We start from the raw sequence: 16,485 nt of genomic DNA, 5'->3' as shown, positions 1-16,485 counted from the left end.
CGGGTCATGATCGGCGAATGGCTGATCCCTCCGTCGTCGCGACCGGCATTCGAAGCCTGGGGAGGGAAGCGCTCGCCCTCCTCCTGTCGGGGACGTGCCCCGGCTGCGCGGAGCCCGGCACGCTCCTGTGCGACCCGTGCCGGGGGCGGCTTGAGGCTTCCCCGGTCGACGTGCGCACGCCGCAGGGACGTGTGGTGCGTGCCGCGCTCACCTACGAGGGGGTCGCGGCGCGCTGCATCCGACGGATGAAGGACGACGGCGAGACCCTCCTCGCGCGTCCTCTGGGCATCGCGCTCGCCGCCGTCCTGGTGTCCGTCGCCGGATCGGGTGTCTCGGTGGTGCCGGTGCCGACCTCCAGAGCCGCCTTCCGGCGTCGTGGCTACCGCGTTCCCGAACTGCTGATCCGCCGCGCGGGTGTGCGCCCGCTGCGGGCACTGTCCGCTTCGCGCGCGAGGCGCGACCAGCGCGGGCTCGACGTCGCAGCGCGTGCGCGCAACGCCGAGGGGAGCGTGCGAGCGCGCCTTCCCGGGGTGGGAGCCCGTGTCGTCCTGGTCGACGATGTCGTCACCACGGGCGCGACCATCGATGAGGCAGCGTCCGTGCTCGAACGGGCGGGCTTCGAGGTGGTGGCGGCGGTCGCTCTGGCGGCCACGCCTCTTCACGGGAAGCACAGCGGATTCACATCCGATACATCGCCGACACGGCGGAAGTGACCCGTGACATCCGCTCTCGACCGGACTACGGTGGGGGGTCACAAGGCGACCACGGTCCGCCCTTGGCCGGGTGGACCGGGACAAGGAGGCAGCAATGGAAACGAGCATCGTCGGCGTCGGAGTGGGTATCACCGATCGCTTCCGAACCGTTGTCGAGGAGAAGATCGCCAAGATCCAGACGTTCGCAGCGCGAGCGCAACGCCTGGACGTGAAGGTCACGCACCGCGTGTATCGCAACGGTCGTGTTCCCGACGAGACCGTCGAGCTGACGTTGATCGGCAAGGGGCCCGTGGTCCGCGCCGAGGCCACCGACGGCGACAAGTTCGTCGCTTTCGACCTCGCGGTCGACAAGATGGCGGAGCAGCTGCGTCGCGCGAAGGAGAAGCGCGTCGACGGCCGCCAGCACCCGCGCGGCGCTCACTTCGAGAAGGAGAGCGGCGCTCTGGAGGGGATCGACGTGCAGCCCGCCTCGGCTGACGTGCTCCGCGCCGTCGCGACGGGCAGCATCCCCGTGCAGAGCGATGAGGACGAGGTCTACTCGCCGGTCGTGATCCGCACGAAGAGCTTCGATCCGGAGTGGATGACCGTCGAGGAGGCCGTCGACCGCATGGAGCTCGTCGGCCATGACTTCTTCCTCTTCGTCGATGCGCGCACCGATCACCCGAGCGTCGTCTACCGGCGCAAGGGTTGGGACTACGGTGTGATCGCGCTCGAGACGTCGGCGCCGCCCGCCGAGGCGCTCGCCTCGTAGCCCCGACGCACGAAGACGGCCCGCTCCGAGAGGAGCGGGCCGTCTTGTGCGTCTGCGGCGCGAGCGGTCAGTCGAACATCCCGTCGAGCAGGCTGCCGATCACGAGCCCGCCGAGGATGCCGGAGGCGATGTCCCCGCCGCCTCCGCCGCGACGGCCGCCGCCCCAGCCGCCACCGCCGCCCCAGCCGTCGCCGCCCCACTGATCCTGCGGGCGGGACGAGTCGATGTCGCGCTGCGCGAGCTGCAGCGCCTCGGAGGCGAGGTGCGCCACACGGCGCGCGCCGGCGAGGGCCTGTTCCCTCGTCTCCTCTGCGGGTAGCAGGTCCGAGAGGTCGACGCGCAGGCGCTCGGCCTCGGCGAGGCGGGTGCGGGCGTCGGCGCCGATCCAGCCGCGATGACCCGCGATGAGGCCGCGGGCCACGCCCAGCTGGCGGTCTGCGTCATCGATCGCGTGCTGCACCTGCTGGATGCTGGGGAGCGGGTGCTCGGCGCGATGGCGGGCGGTGGCGATCGCATCGTCGAGGGCCGTGTTCGCAGCCCGCAGCTGCGAGAGCTCCGCGAACGGGTCGCCGGGCGAGCCCGCGGGGGAGAGAGCACTGAGTGCGTTCTGCAGGTCGGTCACGGCGGCCGCGACGGCCGGGACCTGCGGGGCGGTCCGTGCTGCGATCAGGTCGGATCGCGAGTCGGCCACGACCTCGGCGAGAGTCGACTCCGCGCGGAGCGCCTCGATCTCGAAATCCTCCACTGCGTCGAGGAGGGCGGACGCTCGGCGGGTCGCCTCGGTCGCGGTCTCCAGGGCGAGGTTGGCCTCCTCGTTCTGCTTCGCCTCGCGGCGGCGCTCCGAGACGTCGGCGCCATGCGTGGCGAACGCGATGAGCTGCTCCGCCTCCGCGGCGCTCGCCGTGATCTGATGCATGGCCGAATCGGAGTACCGGCTCGAGAGACGGGCGACGGTCGCATTCGTCTGCGGGATGCGCTCGCTCAGCGCCGCGGCATCCGCTCGCACCTGCGCGATGATCTCGGGAGCGCGCCGGACCTTCGCGACCGATTCCGCGAGATCGGCCGTCTTCTCGTCGAGGAGGTCCTGCGCCCAGTCGCACAGCTGCACGATGCGTGCGTTGCGCGTGCGAAGCTCCTCAGGGGTGTCGGGGATCTCGTCGTGGTTCAGCTGGTGCAGCTGGAACGCCTCGCGAAGGTGTGTGCGCACGGCGGCGAGTGCCGTGCGGAGGTCGCTCGTGAGCGAATCGCCGAGCTCTGCCTCAGCGAACACCAGCTCGTCCGAGGTCGTGCGGATGCGCTCGTCGGCCGCGACGAGGGCCTGCTCGGCACGACGTGCCAGATCGGCATCCTGTGCGGCGAGTTCTTCCTGTTCGCGCTTGCGTCTGCCCCATATTCCAGCCATGACACAGATCCTAGTTTCCCGGGCATCGCGGGTGGCTGTGCATCCGCTTCAGGCGAACGGGGATCAGACGAGGGCGTCACGCTCCACACGCACCGGGCGACCGCGTTTGGGGCGATCGACGTCGAGTGCGAGGGAGAGCGAGTGCTGAGGATGCTCGGCGAGACGGGCGCCGGCATGCTCGAGCCATCGTGATTCCGCCTCGGCCGCGAAGATCATCGAGTCCAGCACCAGGGAGTGCGCGAGATCCTCGGGGCCGCCATCCTCGTGTGAGGAGCGGAGCAGACGCAGCCCGGACAGACGACTCTCGACAGCGGCGCGCTCGGCATCGATCAGGGAGGAGGCGTCGGCGCCGGGCAGGGTCGCCGCGAGTGCGACCTTGATCGCGAGCTCGTCGCGCGGGGCGACAGGTCGCTCGGCGGGGCCCGACAGCCACAGTGCGACCTCCGCGGCACCCGCGGGCGTGATCTCCCAGTAGACGTGTCCCTGCGCGTCGGCGTCGTCACGGCTGACGAGACCGTCGCGCTCGAGACGCTCCAGGGTGTTGTAGATCTGTCCGACGTTGAGCGGCCACACGGCCCCGGTGCGCCGGGCGAACTCGTGGCGCAGCTGATAGCCGTAACACGGTCCCTGCGCGAGGATCGCGAGCAGGCTCTGACGCACGGACATGGGACCTCCTGGACTCGCGACCAATATACATACCGGGAAACGGGCATGCCGCGCGCCATGCAGGCGACGTGCAGGTCACGGCCCGGTAACATGACAAGGTATGCCTTGTGCCCCGCCCGATGGGCGGCGGCGCGGGACCCATCGACAGGGAGATGACATCTGTGGCCAATCCTCTTGAGAAGCTGCTGCGCGCCGGTGAAGGGCGGGTCATCCGTCGTCTGAACCAGGTCGTGAAGGCCGTGAACGCGCTGGAAGAGGACATCTCCAAGCTCACCGACGACGAGCTGCGCAACGAGACCGCCGAGCTCCGTGCCCGGTACGAGAAGGGCGAGACGCTCGACCAGCTCATGCCGGAGGCCTTCGCCGCCGTGCGGGAGGCCGCCCGTCGCACCCTCGGCATGCGCGCCTACGACGTGCAGATCATGGGCGGCGCAGCCCTGCACCTGGGCAACATCGCCGAGATGAAGACCGGTGAGGGCAAGACCCTCGTGGCGACGTTCCCCGCCTACCTGAACGCGATCGCCGGTCAGGGCGTGCACGTGATCACCGTGAACGACTTCCTCGCCAGCTACCAGGCCGAGCTCATGGGCCGTGTCTACCGCGCGCTCGGAATGAGTACCGGCATCATCGTCTCCGGTCAGACCCCGGCCGTGCGGCGCGAGCAGTACGCGTGCGACATCACCTACGGCACGAACAACGAGTTCGGGTTCGACTATCTGCGCGACAACATGGCGTGGCGCAAGGAGGACCTCGTCCAGCGTGAGCACTTCTTCGCGATCGTCGACGAGGTCGACTCGATCCTCATCGACGAGGCGAGGACGCCGCTCATCATCTCCGGTCCGTCGTCCGGCGAGGCGAACCGCTGGTTCGCCGAGTTCGCGAAGATCGCGCGCACCCTGGAGGCGGGGGAGGACTACGAGGTCGACGAGAAGAAGCGCACCGTCGGCGTGCTCGAGCCCGGTATCGAGAAGGTCGAGGACTACCTCGGCATCGACAACCTGTACGAGTCGGCGAACACCCCGCTGATCTCGTTCCTCAACAACTCGATCAAGGCGCTCGCGCTGTTCAAGAAGGACACCGACTACGTCGTCATGAACGACGAGGTCATGATCGTCGACGAGCACACGGGGCGAATCCTCGTCGGCCGTCGCTACAACGAGGGCATCCACCAGGCCATCGAGGCCAAGGAGGGCGTGCCGGTCAAGGCCGAGAACCAGACCCTCGCGACGGTCACGCTGCAGAACTACTTCCGCCTGTACGACAAGCTCGCCGGTATGACGGGTACCGCCGAGACCGAGGCCGCCGAGTTCATGTCGACGAACAAGCTCGGCGTCATCCCGATCCCGACGAACAAGCCCATGATCCGCAAGGACCAGTCGGACCTCGTGTACAAGAACGAGACCGCCAAGTTCGCGCAGGTCGTCGAGGACATCGCCGAGCGCCATGCGCAGGGACAGCCGGTGCTCGTGGGAACCGTGAGCGTCGAGAAGAGCGAGTACCTCTCGCGGCTGCTGGCAAAGAAGGGCGTCAAGCACGAGGTGCTGAACGCGAAGAACCACGCTCGCGAGGCCGAGATCGTCGCGCGCGCCGGTCGGCTCGGAGCCGTCACGGTCGCCACGAACATGGCGGGTCGCGGAACCGACATCATGCTCGGCGGCAACGCCGAGTTCCTCGCCGTGCAGGAGCTGAAGAGCAAGGGTCTCGACCCGGTCGAGACGCCCGAGGAGTACGAGGTCGCGTGGGACGAGACCTACGAGTCGATGAAGGCCGTCGTCGCGGAGGAGGCCGAGAAGGTCATCGAAGCCGGCGGACTCTACGTGCTCGGCACCGAGCGGCACGAGTCGCGGCGTATCGACAACCAGCTCCGAGGCCGCTCCGGTCGTCAGGGAGACCCCGGTGAGAGCCGCTTCTACCTCAGCCTCACGGACGACCTCATGCGTCTCTTCCAGTCGGGGGCAGCCGAGGCCATCCTCTCGCGCACGAACTTCCCCGACGACGTGCCGATCGAGTCGGGACTCGTGTCGCGGGCCATCCGCAGCGCGCAGTCGCAGGTCGAGGCGCGCAACGCCGAGATGCGCAAGAACGTCCTCAAGTACGACGACGTCCTCAACCGCCAGCGCGAGGCCATCTACGCCGACCGCCGTCACATCCTCCAGGGCGACGACATCGCCGACCGCGTCCAGCACTTCATCGAGGATGCGATCAGCGGCGTCGTCCGCGACCACACCGGCGAGGGCCACAACGAGAGCTGGGACTTCGACGCTCTCTGGACCGAGCTCAAGACGCTCTACCCGGTCAGCGTGACCATCGACGAGGTCGTGTCGGAGGCAGCCGGACGCAAGGGCGGCATCACGGCGGACGGACTCACCCGGGAGCTGCTGTCGGACGCGAAGATCGCTTACGAGGCGCGCGAGGAGTCTCTCGGCGAGGCCGCGACGCGCGAGCTCGAGCGTCGCGTGGTGCTGCAGGTGCTGGACCGCCGCTGGCGCGACCACCTGTACGAGATGGACTACCTCAAGGACGGCATCGGCCTGCGCGCCATGGCGCAGCGCGACCCGCTGATCGAGTACCAGCGCGAGGGCTACGCCATGTTCCAGTCGATGATGGGGCAGATCAAGGAGGAGTCGGTCGGGTACCTCTACAACCTCGAGGTCGAGGTGCGTCGGGCTGGCGACTCCGACACCGCCGAGGTCGAGGCCAAGGGGCTCGCGGACGGAGCGGCCGAGCAGCGTCTCGAGTACTCCGCGGCGAACGACGCCGGCGAGGTCGAGGTGCGCAACGATCGCGGACAGGTGCAGCAGGCCGCCACGGATCGTCTCCGCCAGGCCGCGGCCCGGGCGCAGGCCCCGCAGCAGGAGGCACCCGCTCAGGAGGCGCCGCGTGGCGCCTTCGGGCAGCGGACGGATGCCGCGCCGGCGCAGCCCGCCGGCAACCGCGAAGAGCGTCGGGCGCAGGCCAAGAAGAAGAAGTAGCGCGCGGTCGAGACCACCGCGAGAGGAGGGCCAGTCCGTGAGGATTGGCCCTCCTCTCGTCGCTGTAGGCTTGGCCGATGACACCATCGCGCCACTTCGACCAGTCGTCGAAGCTCAAGAACGTCCTGTACGAGATCCGTGGGAACACGCTCGTCGAGGCGGCGCGGCTCGAGGCGGAGGGTCACCGGATCCTCAAGCTCAACACGGGCAATCCCGCGATCTTCGGGTTCGAGGCACCGCACCAGATCGTCCACGACATGCTCGCGGCGCTTCCGACGGCCCACGGTTACAGCGACAGCAAGGGCATCGTCTCCGCGCGCCGCGCGGTCGTGAGCCGGTACGAGCAGATCGAGGGCTTCCCGCGGTTCGACCCGGAGGACGTGTTCCTCGGCAACGGCGTGTCCGAGCTCATCACGATGACCATGCAGGCGCTTCTGGATGAGGGCGATGAAGTGCTGATCCCGGCGCCGGACTATCCGCTGTGGACGGCGATGACGAGCCTCGCCGGCGGAACGCCGGTGCACTACCTGTGCGACGAGAACGACGGGTGGCAGCCCGATCTCGAGGACATCCGGTCGAAGATCACGCCGCGCACCAAGGCGATGGTGATCATCAATCCGAACAACCCGACGGGCGTCGTGTACTCGCGCGAGATCCTCGAGGGCATGGTGAAGATCGCACGCGAGCACGAGCTCCTGCTTCTCTCCGACGAGATCTACGACCGCATCCTCTTCGACGACGCCGTGCACATCCCCACGGCGACGGTCGCGCCCGACCTGCTCTGCCTGACGTTCAACGGCCTCTCCAAGACCTATCGGGTCGCGGGCTACCGCTCGGGGTGGCTCGTCATCACCGGGCCGCAGGCGCACGCCAAGGGCTTCCTCGAGGGGATCAACCTCCTCGCCTCCACGCGGCTGTGCCCCAACGTGCCCGCCCAGCACGCGCTGCAGGCCGCGCTCAGCGGGGTGCAGTCCATCGACGCGCTGATCGCGCCCACCGGCCGGCTGCATGAGCAGCGCGATATCTCGTGGCAGGGACTCGAGTCGATTCCCGGAGTCTCGTGCGTCAAGCCGCAGGGCGCGCTGTACGCGTTCCCCCGTCTGGATCCGAACGTCCACGAGATCCGCGACGACGCGAAGCTCGTCTACGACCTCCTCGTGGCGGAGCACATCCTGCTCGTACAGGGGACCGGTTTCAACTGGGCCACTCCCGACCACCTGCGCATCGTCACGCTCCCGGAGCCGCGCGTCCTCGCAGAAGCCGTCGAGCGCCTCGGGAACTTCCTCGCGAGCTATCGCCAGTAGCGGCGCCGGGCTCGGGGACGAGCTCTGCGGCGAGGCGTCTGATGGCGGAGACGAGAGTCGATCGCGGGGCGACATCGGCGATCGGTCGAGCGTGCAGGAGCGCGGCATCCGTCGCCCGCTGGTCGAACGGCAGGAAAGAGACGTCCGTGATCCCGGCGAAGCGATCGAGCGTGCTGCGGATCTGTCCGCGGGCGTCGATGCCCAGGGGGCCGGGGCGCACCTTGTTGACGACGACGTGGATCCTCGCTCTCGGGGCGAGTCGCCGGAGTTCGGCGTGATCGCGCACGAAACGACTGATGCCGAGCGGGTCGGCCGCAGCGACCGCGACGACGACGTCCGCCTCGTCGAGTGCGGCCACGGTGGCGGCGTGACGGCGCGGACCCGTCACGTCGAAGGTCGCCTCGTCATCGGCGTCGAGGGCGCCTGACACGTCCACGACGCACTCCTCGGCCCAGGCGCGACTCACGGCGAGGGTCGAACGCACACGCGTCGAGGAGAGCTCCGCCCACCGGCCGGGGCGACTGATCCCGGTGAGGACGTCGACGGTGCCGCCGCTCGTCGGCAGCGATATCGCCAGACGCGTGAGCTCCGCGTCGTCGAGCGCGCCCATCTCGGCTCGGCGGCACGCTGCGGCGATCCCCGGGGACTCGTCTCCGAGGCCCAGGAGGAGGGCGGTGGCCGGGGCGACGGTATCTGCGTCGATGAGTGCCGTCCTGCGTCCACGGCGCGCGAGCTCGACGGCGAGCTGGACGGCGATCGTCGATCGACCAGGTGAGCCCTGCGGCCCCCACACGACGGTGACGCGGTGAGGGGCGGCCGCCGGCCCGGAAGCCGCCTCGATCGGGGGCGCGTCGGTCTCCAGAGCGGCGACGACCTCCCAGCCGCTCGCGGTGCTCGACAGCGCGGCCGCCAGTCCGTAGCGGCCCAGCACGCGGCTGTCGCGACCGCCGAGTGGCAGGATGCGCACGCCGGCACGGTCGCAGTTCGCGACGAAGTCCGGCGTGAGCACCTCGCGGAGCGCAGGGACGAGTACAGCGCGGCATCCCGCGGGCAGAGGCAGGGAAGCGCCGGCCGGCGCGACGGACGCAGCGACGCCCTCGAGCTCCAGCTCCGCGACGAGCGCGGACGCGCGGGGCTCGGGGATCGCGACGACGACGGACGTCATCGCGCGGTGCCGATCGGGACGATCGACAGGTTCGCGCCGCCGGTGATCGCCGCGAGCACGGCGGCGACATCCGATCGTTCGATCACCAGTTCGACGCCCGCGTCCGAGGACGCGAGCACGCCCTCGTCCTCGACGACCGATGCGACGGTCGCGGCGTCGACGAGGATGCTCGGAGGCTCCGGGGCTGCGCCGTCCTCCGGCATCCGAGACTGCCAGAGCTCGACCGGGCTGCCCACGGCCACGCCGCCCGGTACCGCGGTGCCCGTCTCGATCACGATCGTGGTCGTGCGCCGGCTCTCGGCGTCCGCGACAGCGGAGTCCGGGACGAGTTCGTCGGCGGCGAGGGTGCGGGATGCCACGGACCCGCCGTCCAGGTCCTGGGGCGCGAGATAGCGGTCGGTGAGCGAGCTCAGGTTCACCTCGACGACCTGGAAGTCGTCGGACCCGACGGCTTCTCCTTCGACGATCGTGCGCGTGGCCTGCAGCACCGGCGTGGTCGCGCCCGCCGAGGAGACCACCAGCCAGACGCCGGCGAGCGACGCCGCGATCATGCCGAGACCGACGAGGAAGCGGACGTCGCCCCAGAACGCGCGACGAGGCCGAGGGTGTGAGTTCATGCGGGCCATGCTCACAGATCCGCGCGGTGTCGACCCGGAGTTATCCACAGCGTGACGGTGTTCGTGGCGGGTCCGTGCGCCGGGAGGAGAATGGGGGCATGCCCGACTCGACTCCGCCCGCTGTGCGCTTCCTCGCGCCGGCGCAGGTCGCCGAGCTGCTCTCCATCGAGATCGACGAGGTGATCGAGCTCGTCTATCAGGGGCGACTGCGCGGATCGCGTCTCGGGTCCCCGGCTCGCTGGCGCGTCGAGGAGACGAGTCTCACCGAGTACCTCGCGGAGCAGTCGGAGGAGGCACGACGTATGGCGCTCTGGCGCCAGGCGAACGAGGCGAGCTTCCCCGAGGTGTGGGGTACCTCTCGCGCTCACGGCATGTGATCTCCGGCGATCTGCACGGAGTCCAGGGCCGCGAAGGGTACGACGCGGAAGTCCCGTACAGCGGCGATCGTCCGGGCGGTGCCCGCGTCATGCAGCGCGAGGTCCAGGTGATCCGCACCCGCGCGATCGATCGTCCCCTGCAGTTCGGACCCGTCCGAGCGGAAGACCCGCACCGCGATGCGCCGGCGGGCCAGGTCGCGCAGCACGAACCCGAGCGACATCCGCTCGCGCAGCGCCACAGCCTCGGCATCCGGGCCGTCGAGGCTCGCGAGGAGCAGTCCGTGATCGACGCCGAGCGAGCGGATCGCGGACAGCGGGATGATCCTCGTCGACGGCGCCCGCCGCGCGCCTTCGGCTTCGACCGTGGCGGCCGCGACCCAGTCGGCGCCGAGGGCACGGAGGCGCACACGCACGCGGGCCCCTGAGGCGACGTCGATCACGGTCGACGCTCCGGCGCCGCACAGCATCCGCAATCGGTCGCGGAGATCGAGGCGCGAGATGCGGAGTCGCTCCGACTCGGCATCGAGGGCCGCCCGCTCGCTCTCCCACTCCGAGGCGAGCTGACCCTCGAGGTCTTCGAACAGGCGATCCCAGTGCACTCGCACTACCGTAGGCGACGCCTTGCGGGCATGTACGAGTTATCCACATTGTTCGCGAGAAGCCCCGGATCGGCGCTCGCGCGCGTGCTCTACTGACGGCAGTTTCCCGGATGGAGAGTGCTGTCAGATGTCGCTTCACGAGTACTTCGGCCCGCAGCCGACGCCCCGTACCGAGCTGCCCGATCCCCACCCGCTGCTGCGCAGCATCACCCGCGGAGTGCTGGAGGTGCTCGCCGGGGTGCGGGAGGTGGACCAGCTCGCACGCTGGTTCAGCGAGGAGGCCTACCGCAGCCTCGTGACCAGGGCGAACCTCTCCGCGCGTGCTCGCAGCGCGCGCGGCGTCCCCCCGGCGCGGCCCACGTTCGAGATCCTCTCGATCCGCACCTCGGAGCCCGTCGACGGCATCGTCGAGGCGGTCATCGTCGTGGCAGGGCCCGGCCGCACACGCGCGGTCGCCGCGCGCCTCGAGGGGCTCGATCGCCGCTGGCGCACGACCTCTCTGGCCATCCCCTGAGCCGGCGCGCTCTAGGCTGGAAGGGTGTCAACCCTCAGTGATCTCGCCCATGCCCAGGGGCTTCTGACCGACAACGACGTGGAGTGGCTGCATCGCCTCGCCGGTGACGGACAGCTGCTCGCGGACCTCGCCTCCGCCGACATCGTCGTGTGGGTGCAGACCGACGACGGCTCCTTCATCGCCGTCGCGCACGCGCGCCCGAGCGGCGCGGCGACGCTGTTCTACCGCGACATCGTCGGTGAGCGCGTGCGTCCGCAGTGGCGGACGCAGGTGCAGGGCGCGTTCGACTCGGCGGAGATCGTCGACTCCTCGTCGCCCGACTGGTTCGAGGAGACGCCCACACGCGTGCGGGCCGTGCCGATCGTGATCGAGCGCAAGGACGCCGAGCGCGCGGCATCCGTCATCGGCGTCGTCACCCGCCACACGAACCTCGGAGAGGCGCGGACGCCCTCTCGCCAGCAGATCACGTTCGACGAGTGCGCGAACGACCTCTTTCGCATGATCGCCGACGGCAGCTTCCCCGACCTCGCAGCGCCCACATCGCCCCGTCGCGGTGCGCCGCGGGCGTCGGACGGCCTCATCCGCATCGATGTCGACGGCATTACGACGTTCGCGAGCCCCAACGCGCTCTCGGCGTTCAACCGCATGGGCTTCGACGACGAGCTGGAGGGGGAGTCGCTGGCGGAGGTCACGACCCGCCTCGTGCCGCCGTCCCGTCAGGTCGACGAGTCGCTGCCGGTCGTCGTGACCGGGCGCGCTCCGTGGCGCACCGACATCGAGGCGCGCGGGGTGACGGTCTCATTGCGGGCCATCCCGCTCAAGGATCACGGCACCCGCATCGGCGCCATCGTGCTCTGCCGGGATGTGTCGGAGCTCCGCCACCAGGAGCAGGAGCTCATCACCAAGGACGCGACGATCCGCGAGATCCACCACCGCGTGAAGAACAACCTGCAGACGGTGGCGTCGCTGCTGCGCATCCAGGCGCGGCGCACGCACTCGGACGAGGCGCGGGATGCTCTCACGCAGGCCATGCGCCGCGTCGACGCGATCGCCGTCGTCCACGACACGCTCGCGCAGGGCCTCACGCAGAAGGTCGACTTCGACGAGGTCTTCCACCGCGTGCTCAAGCTCGTCGCTGAGGTCGCATCAGCGCCCAACACGCGAGCGCGCACGCAGTCGACCGGTCGGTTCGGCGTTCTCCCGAGCGAGTACGCCACGCCGCTCGCGCTCGCACTCACGGAGGTGGTCACGAACGCCGTCGAGCACGGCCTCGCGGGGCAGGAGGGCATCGTCGAGATCGACGCGGCCCGCACGGAGGAGAACCTGCGGGTGACGGTGCGCGACACCGGTCACGGCCTCCCCGAGGGACGCATCGGCCAGGGCCTCGGCACGCAGATCATCCGCACCCTGATCCAGGGCGAGCTCGGAGGATCGATCGAGTGGCGGGGGAGCGAGGGGGAGGGCACGGAGGTCGTGATCGACATCCCCCTGCGGTGGCTCACCGCCTGATCCTGTTCACGAGAACGGCCCGAGACGATGTCTCGGGCCGTTTCTCATCGCGCTCGTGCGCGACGCGGTTCAGGAGGCGCGGCGGGCGCGAGCCGCGCGGCGCTTGAGGGCGCGACGCTCGTCCTCGGAGAGGCCGCCCCAGACGCCGGAGTCCTGGCTCGTCTCGAGGGCGTACTGCAGGCAGATCTCGGTGACCGTGCAGGTGGCGCACACGGTCTTCGCCTTCTCGATCTGGTCGACGGCCGGGCCGGTGTTGCCGACCGGGAAGAAAAGCTCGGGGTCGACAGTCAGGCAGGCGGCTTTGTCGCGCCAATCCATGGGGGCTCCTCGGTGTGGGACTTGTGAGACGTCGCAGCGCGACGACTCGGATTTCGGGTCGCAGTTCGGGTTCAGCTACCCTGTTGAGATACGGACGGATGCCCGCATTCTGTGATGCGGGCACGAAGCCCGCCCCACGCCGCTGTGGGAGCACATGACGCTGTCTATTCTGTTACATGAAACCGGCGAAATCAAGGGTTTCTTCGCTTCTCATTCGATTCTCAGGAGACATCGTGCGCTCACCAGCCCTGGCTCGCGCCGCCGCCGCCGTCCTCGTTCTGGAGGGCCTTGCGCTCGTCGTCTTCGCTCTGATCGAGCTGGTCGGCCTCGGCGCGGGGGATGCCGCGTCGCTGCCGACCGCGCTGGCGCTCATCGTCCTGACACTGATCGGCGCGGCCGCTCTCATCGCGTTCGCGATCGGGGCCAACGCCGGGCGCTCGTGGGCGCGTTCGGGAGGGATCGTGTTCCAGGTCCTCGCCGTCGCCCTCGCGCTCGCGTCGCTCACGATCCAGCCGGTGCAGTGGCTCTTCACCCTCGCGGTCGGGGTGCCGGGCGCCCTCGGTTTCGCACTGCTCGTCGCCAGCGCCCGAGCGGAGAACCCGCGCCCGACGGAGTGAGGCTCAGGCGTCGATGCCGAGCTGCTTGCGCAGCCGCGCGACGTGCCCGGTGGCCTTCACGTTGTACTGGGCGAGCGTGATCGTGCCGTCCTCGTCGACCACGAAGGTCGAGCGGAGGACGCCCTCGACGACCTTGCCGTAGTTCATCTTCTCGCCCCAGGCGCCGTAGGCGGCGTGCACGGCATGGTCGGGGTCGCTGAGCAGCGTGAAGGTGAGACCGTCGCGCTCCCGGAAGGCCGCGAGCTTGGACGGTTCGTCCCTCGAGATGCCGATGACGCGGTAGCCGGCGCCCTCGAGCGAGGAGATGCTGTCGCGGAAGTCGCAGGCCTGCGTCGTGCAGCCGGGTGTCATGGCCGCCGGGTAGAAGTAGAGGACCGTCTTCCGCCCGCGGAGGTCGGCGAGGGAGACCTCGTTCCCGTCCTGGTCGCGGAGGGTGAAATCGGGGGCTGCGGATCCGGTGTCGAGGCGCTCAGTCACGCTTCCCAGCCTAGCGGCCGGGTGTCTGCTCCGCTTTGTCCGCGAACGTCTGCAGCAGCCTCTGCAGCGAATCGAGACGCGCCCTGCCGGTCTCGCTCAGCTCGCCGCGCTCGGCTGCTTCGATGAGTGCGCAGTCGGGAGCGTCGGGCAGGTGGGTGCAGCCGCGGGGGCACTGCTCGGCGATCGCCGCCAGCTCGGTGAACGCCGCGAGGATGTTCGCGGGATCGACGTGTCCCAGCCCGAACGAGCGCACTCCGGGGGTGTCGATGACCCAGCCCCGGCCACCGGGGCTCTCGTAGCGCAGGGAGACCGTCGACGAGGAGGTGTGGCGTCCGCGTCCCGTGACCTGGTTCACGTGGCCTGTCGCGCGCAGCGCGCCCGGCACGAGCGCGTTCACGAGCGTCGACTTGCCCACGCCGGAATGACCGACGAACACGGTCGAGTGGCCGACGAGGGCCTCGCCGATCTCGTCGACGGGCATCTCGTCGCGCGCACTCGTGAAGACGCGCAGGTCCAGGCCGTCGAAGTGCGACAGGAACGCGGAGGGGTCGGCGAGGTCGGTCTTGGTGACGACCAGGAGCGGGCGGATGCCGGCATCCAGCGCGGCGACGAGGTAGCGGTCGACCAGTCGCTCTCGCGGCTCCGGGTCGGCCGCCGCGACCACGACGAGCATCTGGTCGGCGTTCGCGACGATGACTCGCTCGACCTGGTCGGTGTCGTCGGCGCTCCGCCGCAGCAGCGACGTGCGATCGACGATGCCCACGATCCGACCGAGCGTGCCTTCGTCCCCGGAGGTGTCGCCGACGACGCGCGCACGATCGCCGGTCACGATGGGCGTGCGCCGGAGCTCCCGCGCCCTGGCGGCTGTGATGGTCCGCTCCTCGGGGGTGTCCTCGCCGATCATGACGGTGTATCGGCCGCGGTCGACGCCGAGAACGCGTCCGATCTGGGCGTCCTCGTGCGCGGGGCGGCGCTTGGTGCGGGGGCGGTTCGCCTTCGGGTTCGGACGCGTGCGGATGTCGCTCTCGTCGTACTCCTCGTAGTCGTCGTCGAGGTCGTCGGAGTCGTCGAGCCAGCTCACGCGGACGCGCCTCGCAGCATCCTGTCCCAGAGGAGGGTGAACTCCGGCAGGGTCTTGGCGGTCGTGCCGATGTCGTCGACCTCGACCCCCGCGACGCGCAGCCCGACCAGCGCTCCGGTCGTCGCCATGCGGTGGTCGTGGTGCGCCATCCACACGCCGCCGTGCAGCTCGCGGGGGATGATCCGCAGGCCGTCGGGGAGCTCCTCCGCCTCGCCGCCGAGTTCGCGCAGGTTGCGGATGAGCGCTGCGATGCGGTCGGTCTCGTGCAGGCGGATGTGTCCGATGCCGCGGATCGTGGTCGGGCCCGAAGCGAACGCCGCGAGGCCGACGAGGGTCGGCGTGAGCTCGCTCGCGGCGGACAGGTCGAGGTCGAGGCCGCGGATCTCCGACCCCGCCTTGACCGTCAGTGCGCCGCCGTGGCGGCTCACGTGCGCGCCCATGGCCTGGAGGATCTCGGGCAGCAGGGCGCCCGGCTGCGTCGAGTGCACGGGCCACCCCGTGATCGAGACGGCTCCGCCGGTGACGAGCGCTGCCGAGAGGAAGGGGGCGGCGTTGGAGAGATCGGGCTCGATCGCGATCTCCTTCGCGCGGGGCACGCCGGCCTCGACGAGCCACTCTCCGGTGGCCGGCCGCTCGATGCGGATGCCGCGACGGCTCAGCGCCTCGATCGTCATGTCGATGTGCGGCAGGCTCGGCAGGTGCTCGCCGGTGTGCACGAGGTGCAGCCCCACGTCGAACCGCGGCGCCGCGAGGAGGAGACCGGAGACGAACTGGCTCGAGGCGGAGGCGTCGATCTCGACCCGCCCACCGCGGATGCGACCGTGGCCGCGGATCGTGAAGGGGAGAGCCCACGTGCCCTCGTCGTCGATGTCGACGCCGAGGTCGCGCAGGGCGCTGATGAGGCCGCCCATCGGACGGTGCAGCGCGGTCTCGTGGGCGGTGAGATGCACGTCCTGCTCGGCCAGCCCTGCAAGAGGCGAGATGAACCGCATGACGGTGCCCGCCTGGCCGCAATCGATCGTCGTGCCGCCGCGGAGCTTCGCCGGCGTCACCACCAGATCGGGCCCGAACTCGCCGTCGCCGTCGACCTCTTCGATGCCGACGCCCAGGGCGCGGAGCGCGTCGACCATCCGGCGGGAGTCGTCGGAGTGCAGGGGCGCCACGAGGCGACCGGGTCCGTCGGCGATCGCGGCGATGATGAGCTCGCGGTTCGTCAGTGACTTCGAGCCGGGGATCGTGAGCGTGGCGCGCACGGCATCGGCGGTCGTCGGTGCGGCGTAGGAGCCCTGGGCCGGGGAGGGGGAATACCTGTTGGCGCTCATCGGTTCCCACCTTAGTAACAACGAGTCCCCGCCTCACCGATCGGCGCGGACTCGCCCAGGAGGAGAGAGAATGCTCGCCAC

At 70.0% G+C, this 16,485-nt stretch carries 17 protein-coding genes; 8 read left to right on the top strand and 9 right to left on the bottom strand.

The window, feature by feature from the left end; all coding sequences use genetic code 11:
- The first annotated feature begins 17 nt into the window (after window positions 1-17).
- Window positions 18-713, top strand: coding sequence for a phosphoribosyltransferase family protein (locus MRBLWO14_RS02600; RefSeq protein WP_341934920.1), 696 nt, complete (start codon window positions 18-20; stop codon window positions 711-713).
- Between the two features lie 94 nt (window positions 714-807).
- Window positions 808-1,464, top strand: coding sequence for a ribosome-associated translation inhibitor RaiA (raiA, locus tag MRBLWO14_RS02595; RefSeq protein WP_341934919.1), 657 nt, complete (start codon window positions 808-810; stop codon window positions 1,462-1,464).
- 67 nt (window positions 1,465-1,531) lie between these two features.
- On the opposite strand, the gene MRBLWO14_RS02590 is transcribed toward raiA, so the two are convergent.
- Window positions 1,532-2,866 carry a hypothetical protein gene (locus MRBLWO14_RS02590; RefSeq protein ID WP_341934918.1) on the bottom strand — a complete coding sequence of 445 codons (1,335 nt, stop codon included), beginning with the start codon at window positions 2,864-2,866 and terminating at the stop codon, window positions 1,532-1,534.
- Between the two features lie 63 nt (window positions 2,867-2,929).
- On the bottom strand, window positions 2,930-3,532 hold the full coding sequence (locus MRBLWO14_RS02585) for a PadR family transcriptional regulator (protein WP_341934917.1): 603 nt from the start codon (window positions 3,530-3,532) through the stop codon (window positions 2,930-2,932).
- 161 nt (window positions 3,533-3,693) lie between these two features.
- On the opposite strand from MRBLWO14_RS02585, the gene secA reads away from it, so the two are divergent.
- Both secA and MRBLWO14_RS02575 read left to right on the top strand, forming a co-directional pair.
- Window positions 3,694-6,504 (top strand): preprotein translocase subunit SecA, encoded by a 2,811-nt coding sequence (secA, locus tag MRBLWO14_RS02580; protein WP_341934916.1) that lies wholly within the window; start codon window positions 3,694-3,696, stop codon window positions 6,502-6,504.
- A gap of 77 nt (window positions 6,505-6,581) precedes the next feature.
- A complete protein-coding gene (locus MRBLWO14_RS02575) occupies window positions 6,582-7,808 on the top strand; it encodes a pyridoxal phosphate-dependent aminotransferase (RefSeq protein WP_341934915.1) in 1,227 nt (408 codons plus the stop codon).
- Here MRBLWO14_RS02575 and MRBLWO14_RS02570 read toward each other — a convergent pair.
- Complete coding sequence (locus MRBLWO14_RS02570) at window positions 7,732-8,973, bottom strand: P-loop NTPase (RefSeq protein ID WP_341934914.1); 1,242 nt, start codon at window positions 8,971-8,973, stop codon at window positions 7,732-7,734. The two genes, MRBLWO14_RS02575 and MRBLWO14_RS02570, sit on opposite strands and share 77 nt — an antisense overlap.
- Entirely contained in the window at window positions 8,970-9,590 is a 621-nt protein-coding gene (locus tag MRBLWO14_RS02565) for an SAF domain-containing protein (protein ID WP_341934913.1), read from the bottom strand. Before MRBLWO14_RS02565 ends, MRBLWO14_RS02570 begins: the two co-directional genes overlap by 4 nt.
- Before the next feature lie 98 nt (window positions 9,591-9,688).
- Between MRBLWO14_RS02565 and MRBLWO14_RS02560 the strand changes: the two genes are divergently transcribed.
- The gene (locus tag MRBLWO14_RS02560; RefSeq protein WP_341934912.1) at window positions 9,689-9,967 is read left to right on the top strand and encodes a helix-turn-helix domain-containing protein; all 279 of its coding nucleotides are present in this window, start codon (window positions 9,689-9,691) and stop codon (window positions 9,965-9,967) included.
- On the opposite strand, the gene MRBLWO14_RS02555 is transcribed toward MRBLWO14_RS02560, so the two are convergent.
- Window positions 9,955-10,566 carry a hypothetical protein gene (locus MRBLWO14_RS02555; RefSeq protein ID WP_341934911.1) on the bottom strand — a complete coding sequence of 204 codons (612 nt, stop codon included), beginning with the start codon at window positions 10,564-10,566 and terminating at the stop codon, window positions 9,955-9,957. The two genes, MRBLWO14_RS02560 and MRBLWO14_RS02555, sit on opposite strands and share 13 nt — an antisense overlap.
- Window positions 10,567-10,693: 127 nt before the next feature.
- Between MRBLWO14_RS02555 and MRBLWO14_RS02550 the strand changes: the two genes are divergently transcribed.
- Window positions 10,694-11,080 (top strand): Rv3235 family protein, encoded by a 387-nt coding sequence (locus MRBLWO14_RS02550; protein WP_341934910.1) that lies wholly within the window; start codon window positions 10,694-10,696, stop codon window positions 11,078-11,080.
- Between the two features lie 24 nt (window positions 11,081-11,104).
- Complete coding sequence (locus MRBLWO14_RS02545) at window positions 11,105-12,589, top strand: histidine kinase N-terminal domain-containing protein (protein ID WP_341934909.1); 1,485 nt, start codon at window positions 11,105-11,107, stop codon at window positions 12,587-12,589.
- Window positions 12,590-12,658: 69 nt separating this feature from the next.
- On the opposite strand, the gene MRBLWO14_RS02540 is transcribed toward MRBLWO14_RS02545, so the two are convergent.
- On the bottom strand, window positions 12,659-12,907 hold the full coding sequence (locus MRBLWO14_RS02540) for a WhiB family transcriptional regulator (RefSeq protein WP_017203224.1): 249 nt from the start codon (window positions 12,905-12,907) through the stop codon (window positions 12,659-12,661).
- Window positions 12,908-13,140: 233 nt separating this feature from the next.
- Here MRBLWO14_RS02540 and MRBLWO14_RS02535 point away from each other — a divergent pair, with 233 nt between their 5' ends.
- The gene (locus MRBLWO14_RS02535; protein WP_341934908.1) at window positions 13,141-13,524 is read left to right on the top strand and encodes a hypothetical protein; all 384 of its coding nucleotides are present in this window, start codon (window positions 13,141-13,143) and stop codon (window positions 13,522-13,524) included.
- Between the two features lie 3 nt (window positions 13,525-13,527).
- On the opposite strand, the gene bcp is transcribed toward MRBLWO14_RS02535, so the two are convergent.
- Genes bcp through aroA form a run of 3 tightly spaced genes read right to left on the bottom strand, consistent with a single transcriptional unit; the run spans window position 13,528 to window position 16,404 of the window.
- Window positions 13,528-14,001 carry a thioredoxin-dependent thiol peroxidase gene (gene bcp, locus MRBLWO14_RS02530; protein WP_341934907.1) on the bottom strand — a complete coding sequence of 158 codons (474 nt, stop codon included), beginning with the start codon at window positions 13,999-14,001 and terminating at the stop codon, window positions 13,528-13,530.
- Between the two features lie 10 nt (window positions 14,002-14,011).
- Entirely contained in the window at window positions 14,012-15,082 is a 1,071-nt protein-coding gene (gene rsgA / locus MRBLWO14_RS02525; protein WP_341934906.1) for a ribosome small subunit-dependent GTPase A, read from the bottom strand.
- The gene (gene aroA, locus MRBLWO14_RS02520; RefSeq protein ID WP_341934905.1) at window positions 15,079-16,404 is read right to left on the bottom strand and encodes a 3-phosphoshikimate 1-carboxyvinyltransferase; all 1,326 of its coding nucleotides are present in this window, start codon (window positions 16,402-16,404) and stop codon (window positions 15,079-15,081) included. Before aroA ends, rsgA begins: the two co-directional genes overlap by 4 nt.
- Window positions 16,405-16,485 lie beyond the last annotated feature (81 nt).

The organism is Microbacterium sp. LWO14-1.2, from assembly GCF_038397715.1.
Classification (GTDB): Bacteria; Actinomycetota; Actinomycetes; order Actinomycetales; family Microbacteriaceae; genus Microbacterium.
The sequence above is the reverse complement of the archived record's forward strand: the minus strand, read 5'-3'. Positions and strand labels throughout refer to the sequence as shown.

Coding starts and splice junctions, on each gene's coding strand:
- MRBLWO14_RS02600 (WP_341934920.1), top strand. CDS start 18: ATGGCTGATCCCTCCGTCGTCGCGACCGGCATTCGAAGCCTGGGGAGG.
- raiA (WP_341934919.1), top strand. CDS start 808: ATGGAAACGAGCATCGTCGGCGTCGGAGTGGGTATCACCGATCGCTTC.
- MRBLWO14_RS02590 (WP_341934918.1), bottom strand. CDS start 2,866: ATGGCTGGAATATGGGGCAGACGCAAGCGCGAACAGGAAGAACTCGCC.
- MRBLWO14_RS02585 (WP_341934917.1), bottom strand. CDS start 3,532: ATGTCCGTGCGTCAGAGCCTGCTCGCGATCCTCGCGCAGGGACCGTGT.
- MRBLWO14_RS02575 (WP_341934915.1), top strand. CDS start 6,582: ATGACACCATCGCGCCACTTCGACCAGTCGTCGAAGCTCAAGAACGTC.
- MRBLWO14_RS02570 (WP_341934914.1), bottom strand. CDS start 8,973: ATGACGTCCGTCGTCGTCGCGATCCCCGAGCCCCGCGCGTCCGCGCTC.
- MRBLWO14_RS02565 (WP_341934913.1), bottom strand. CDS start 9,590: ATGAACTCACACCCTCGGCCTCGTCGCGCGTTCTGGGGCGACGTCCGC.
- MRBLWO14_RS02560 (WP_341934912.1), top strand. CDS start 9,689: ATGCCCGACTCGACTCCGCCCGCTGTGCGCTTCCTCGCGCCGGCGCAG.
- MRBLWO14_RS02550 (WP_341934910.1), top strand. CDS start 10,694: ATGTCGCTTCACGAGTACTTCGGCCCGCAGCCGACGCCCCGTACCGAG.
- MRBLWO14_RS02540 (WP_017203224.1), bottom strand. CDS start 12,907: ATGGATTGGCGCGACAAAGCCGCCTGCCTGACTGTCGACCCCGAGCTT.
- aroA (WP_341934905.1), bottom strand. CDS start 16,404: ATGAGCGCCAACAGGTATTCCCCCTCCCCGGCCCAGGGCTCCTACGCC.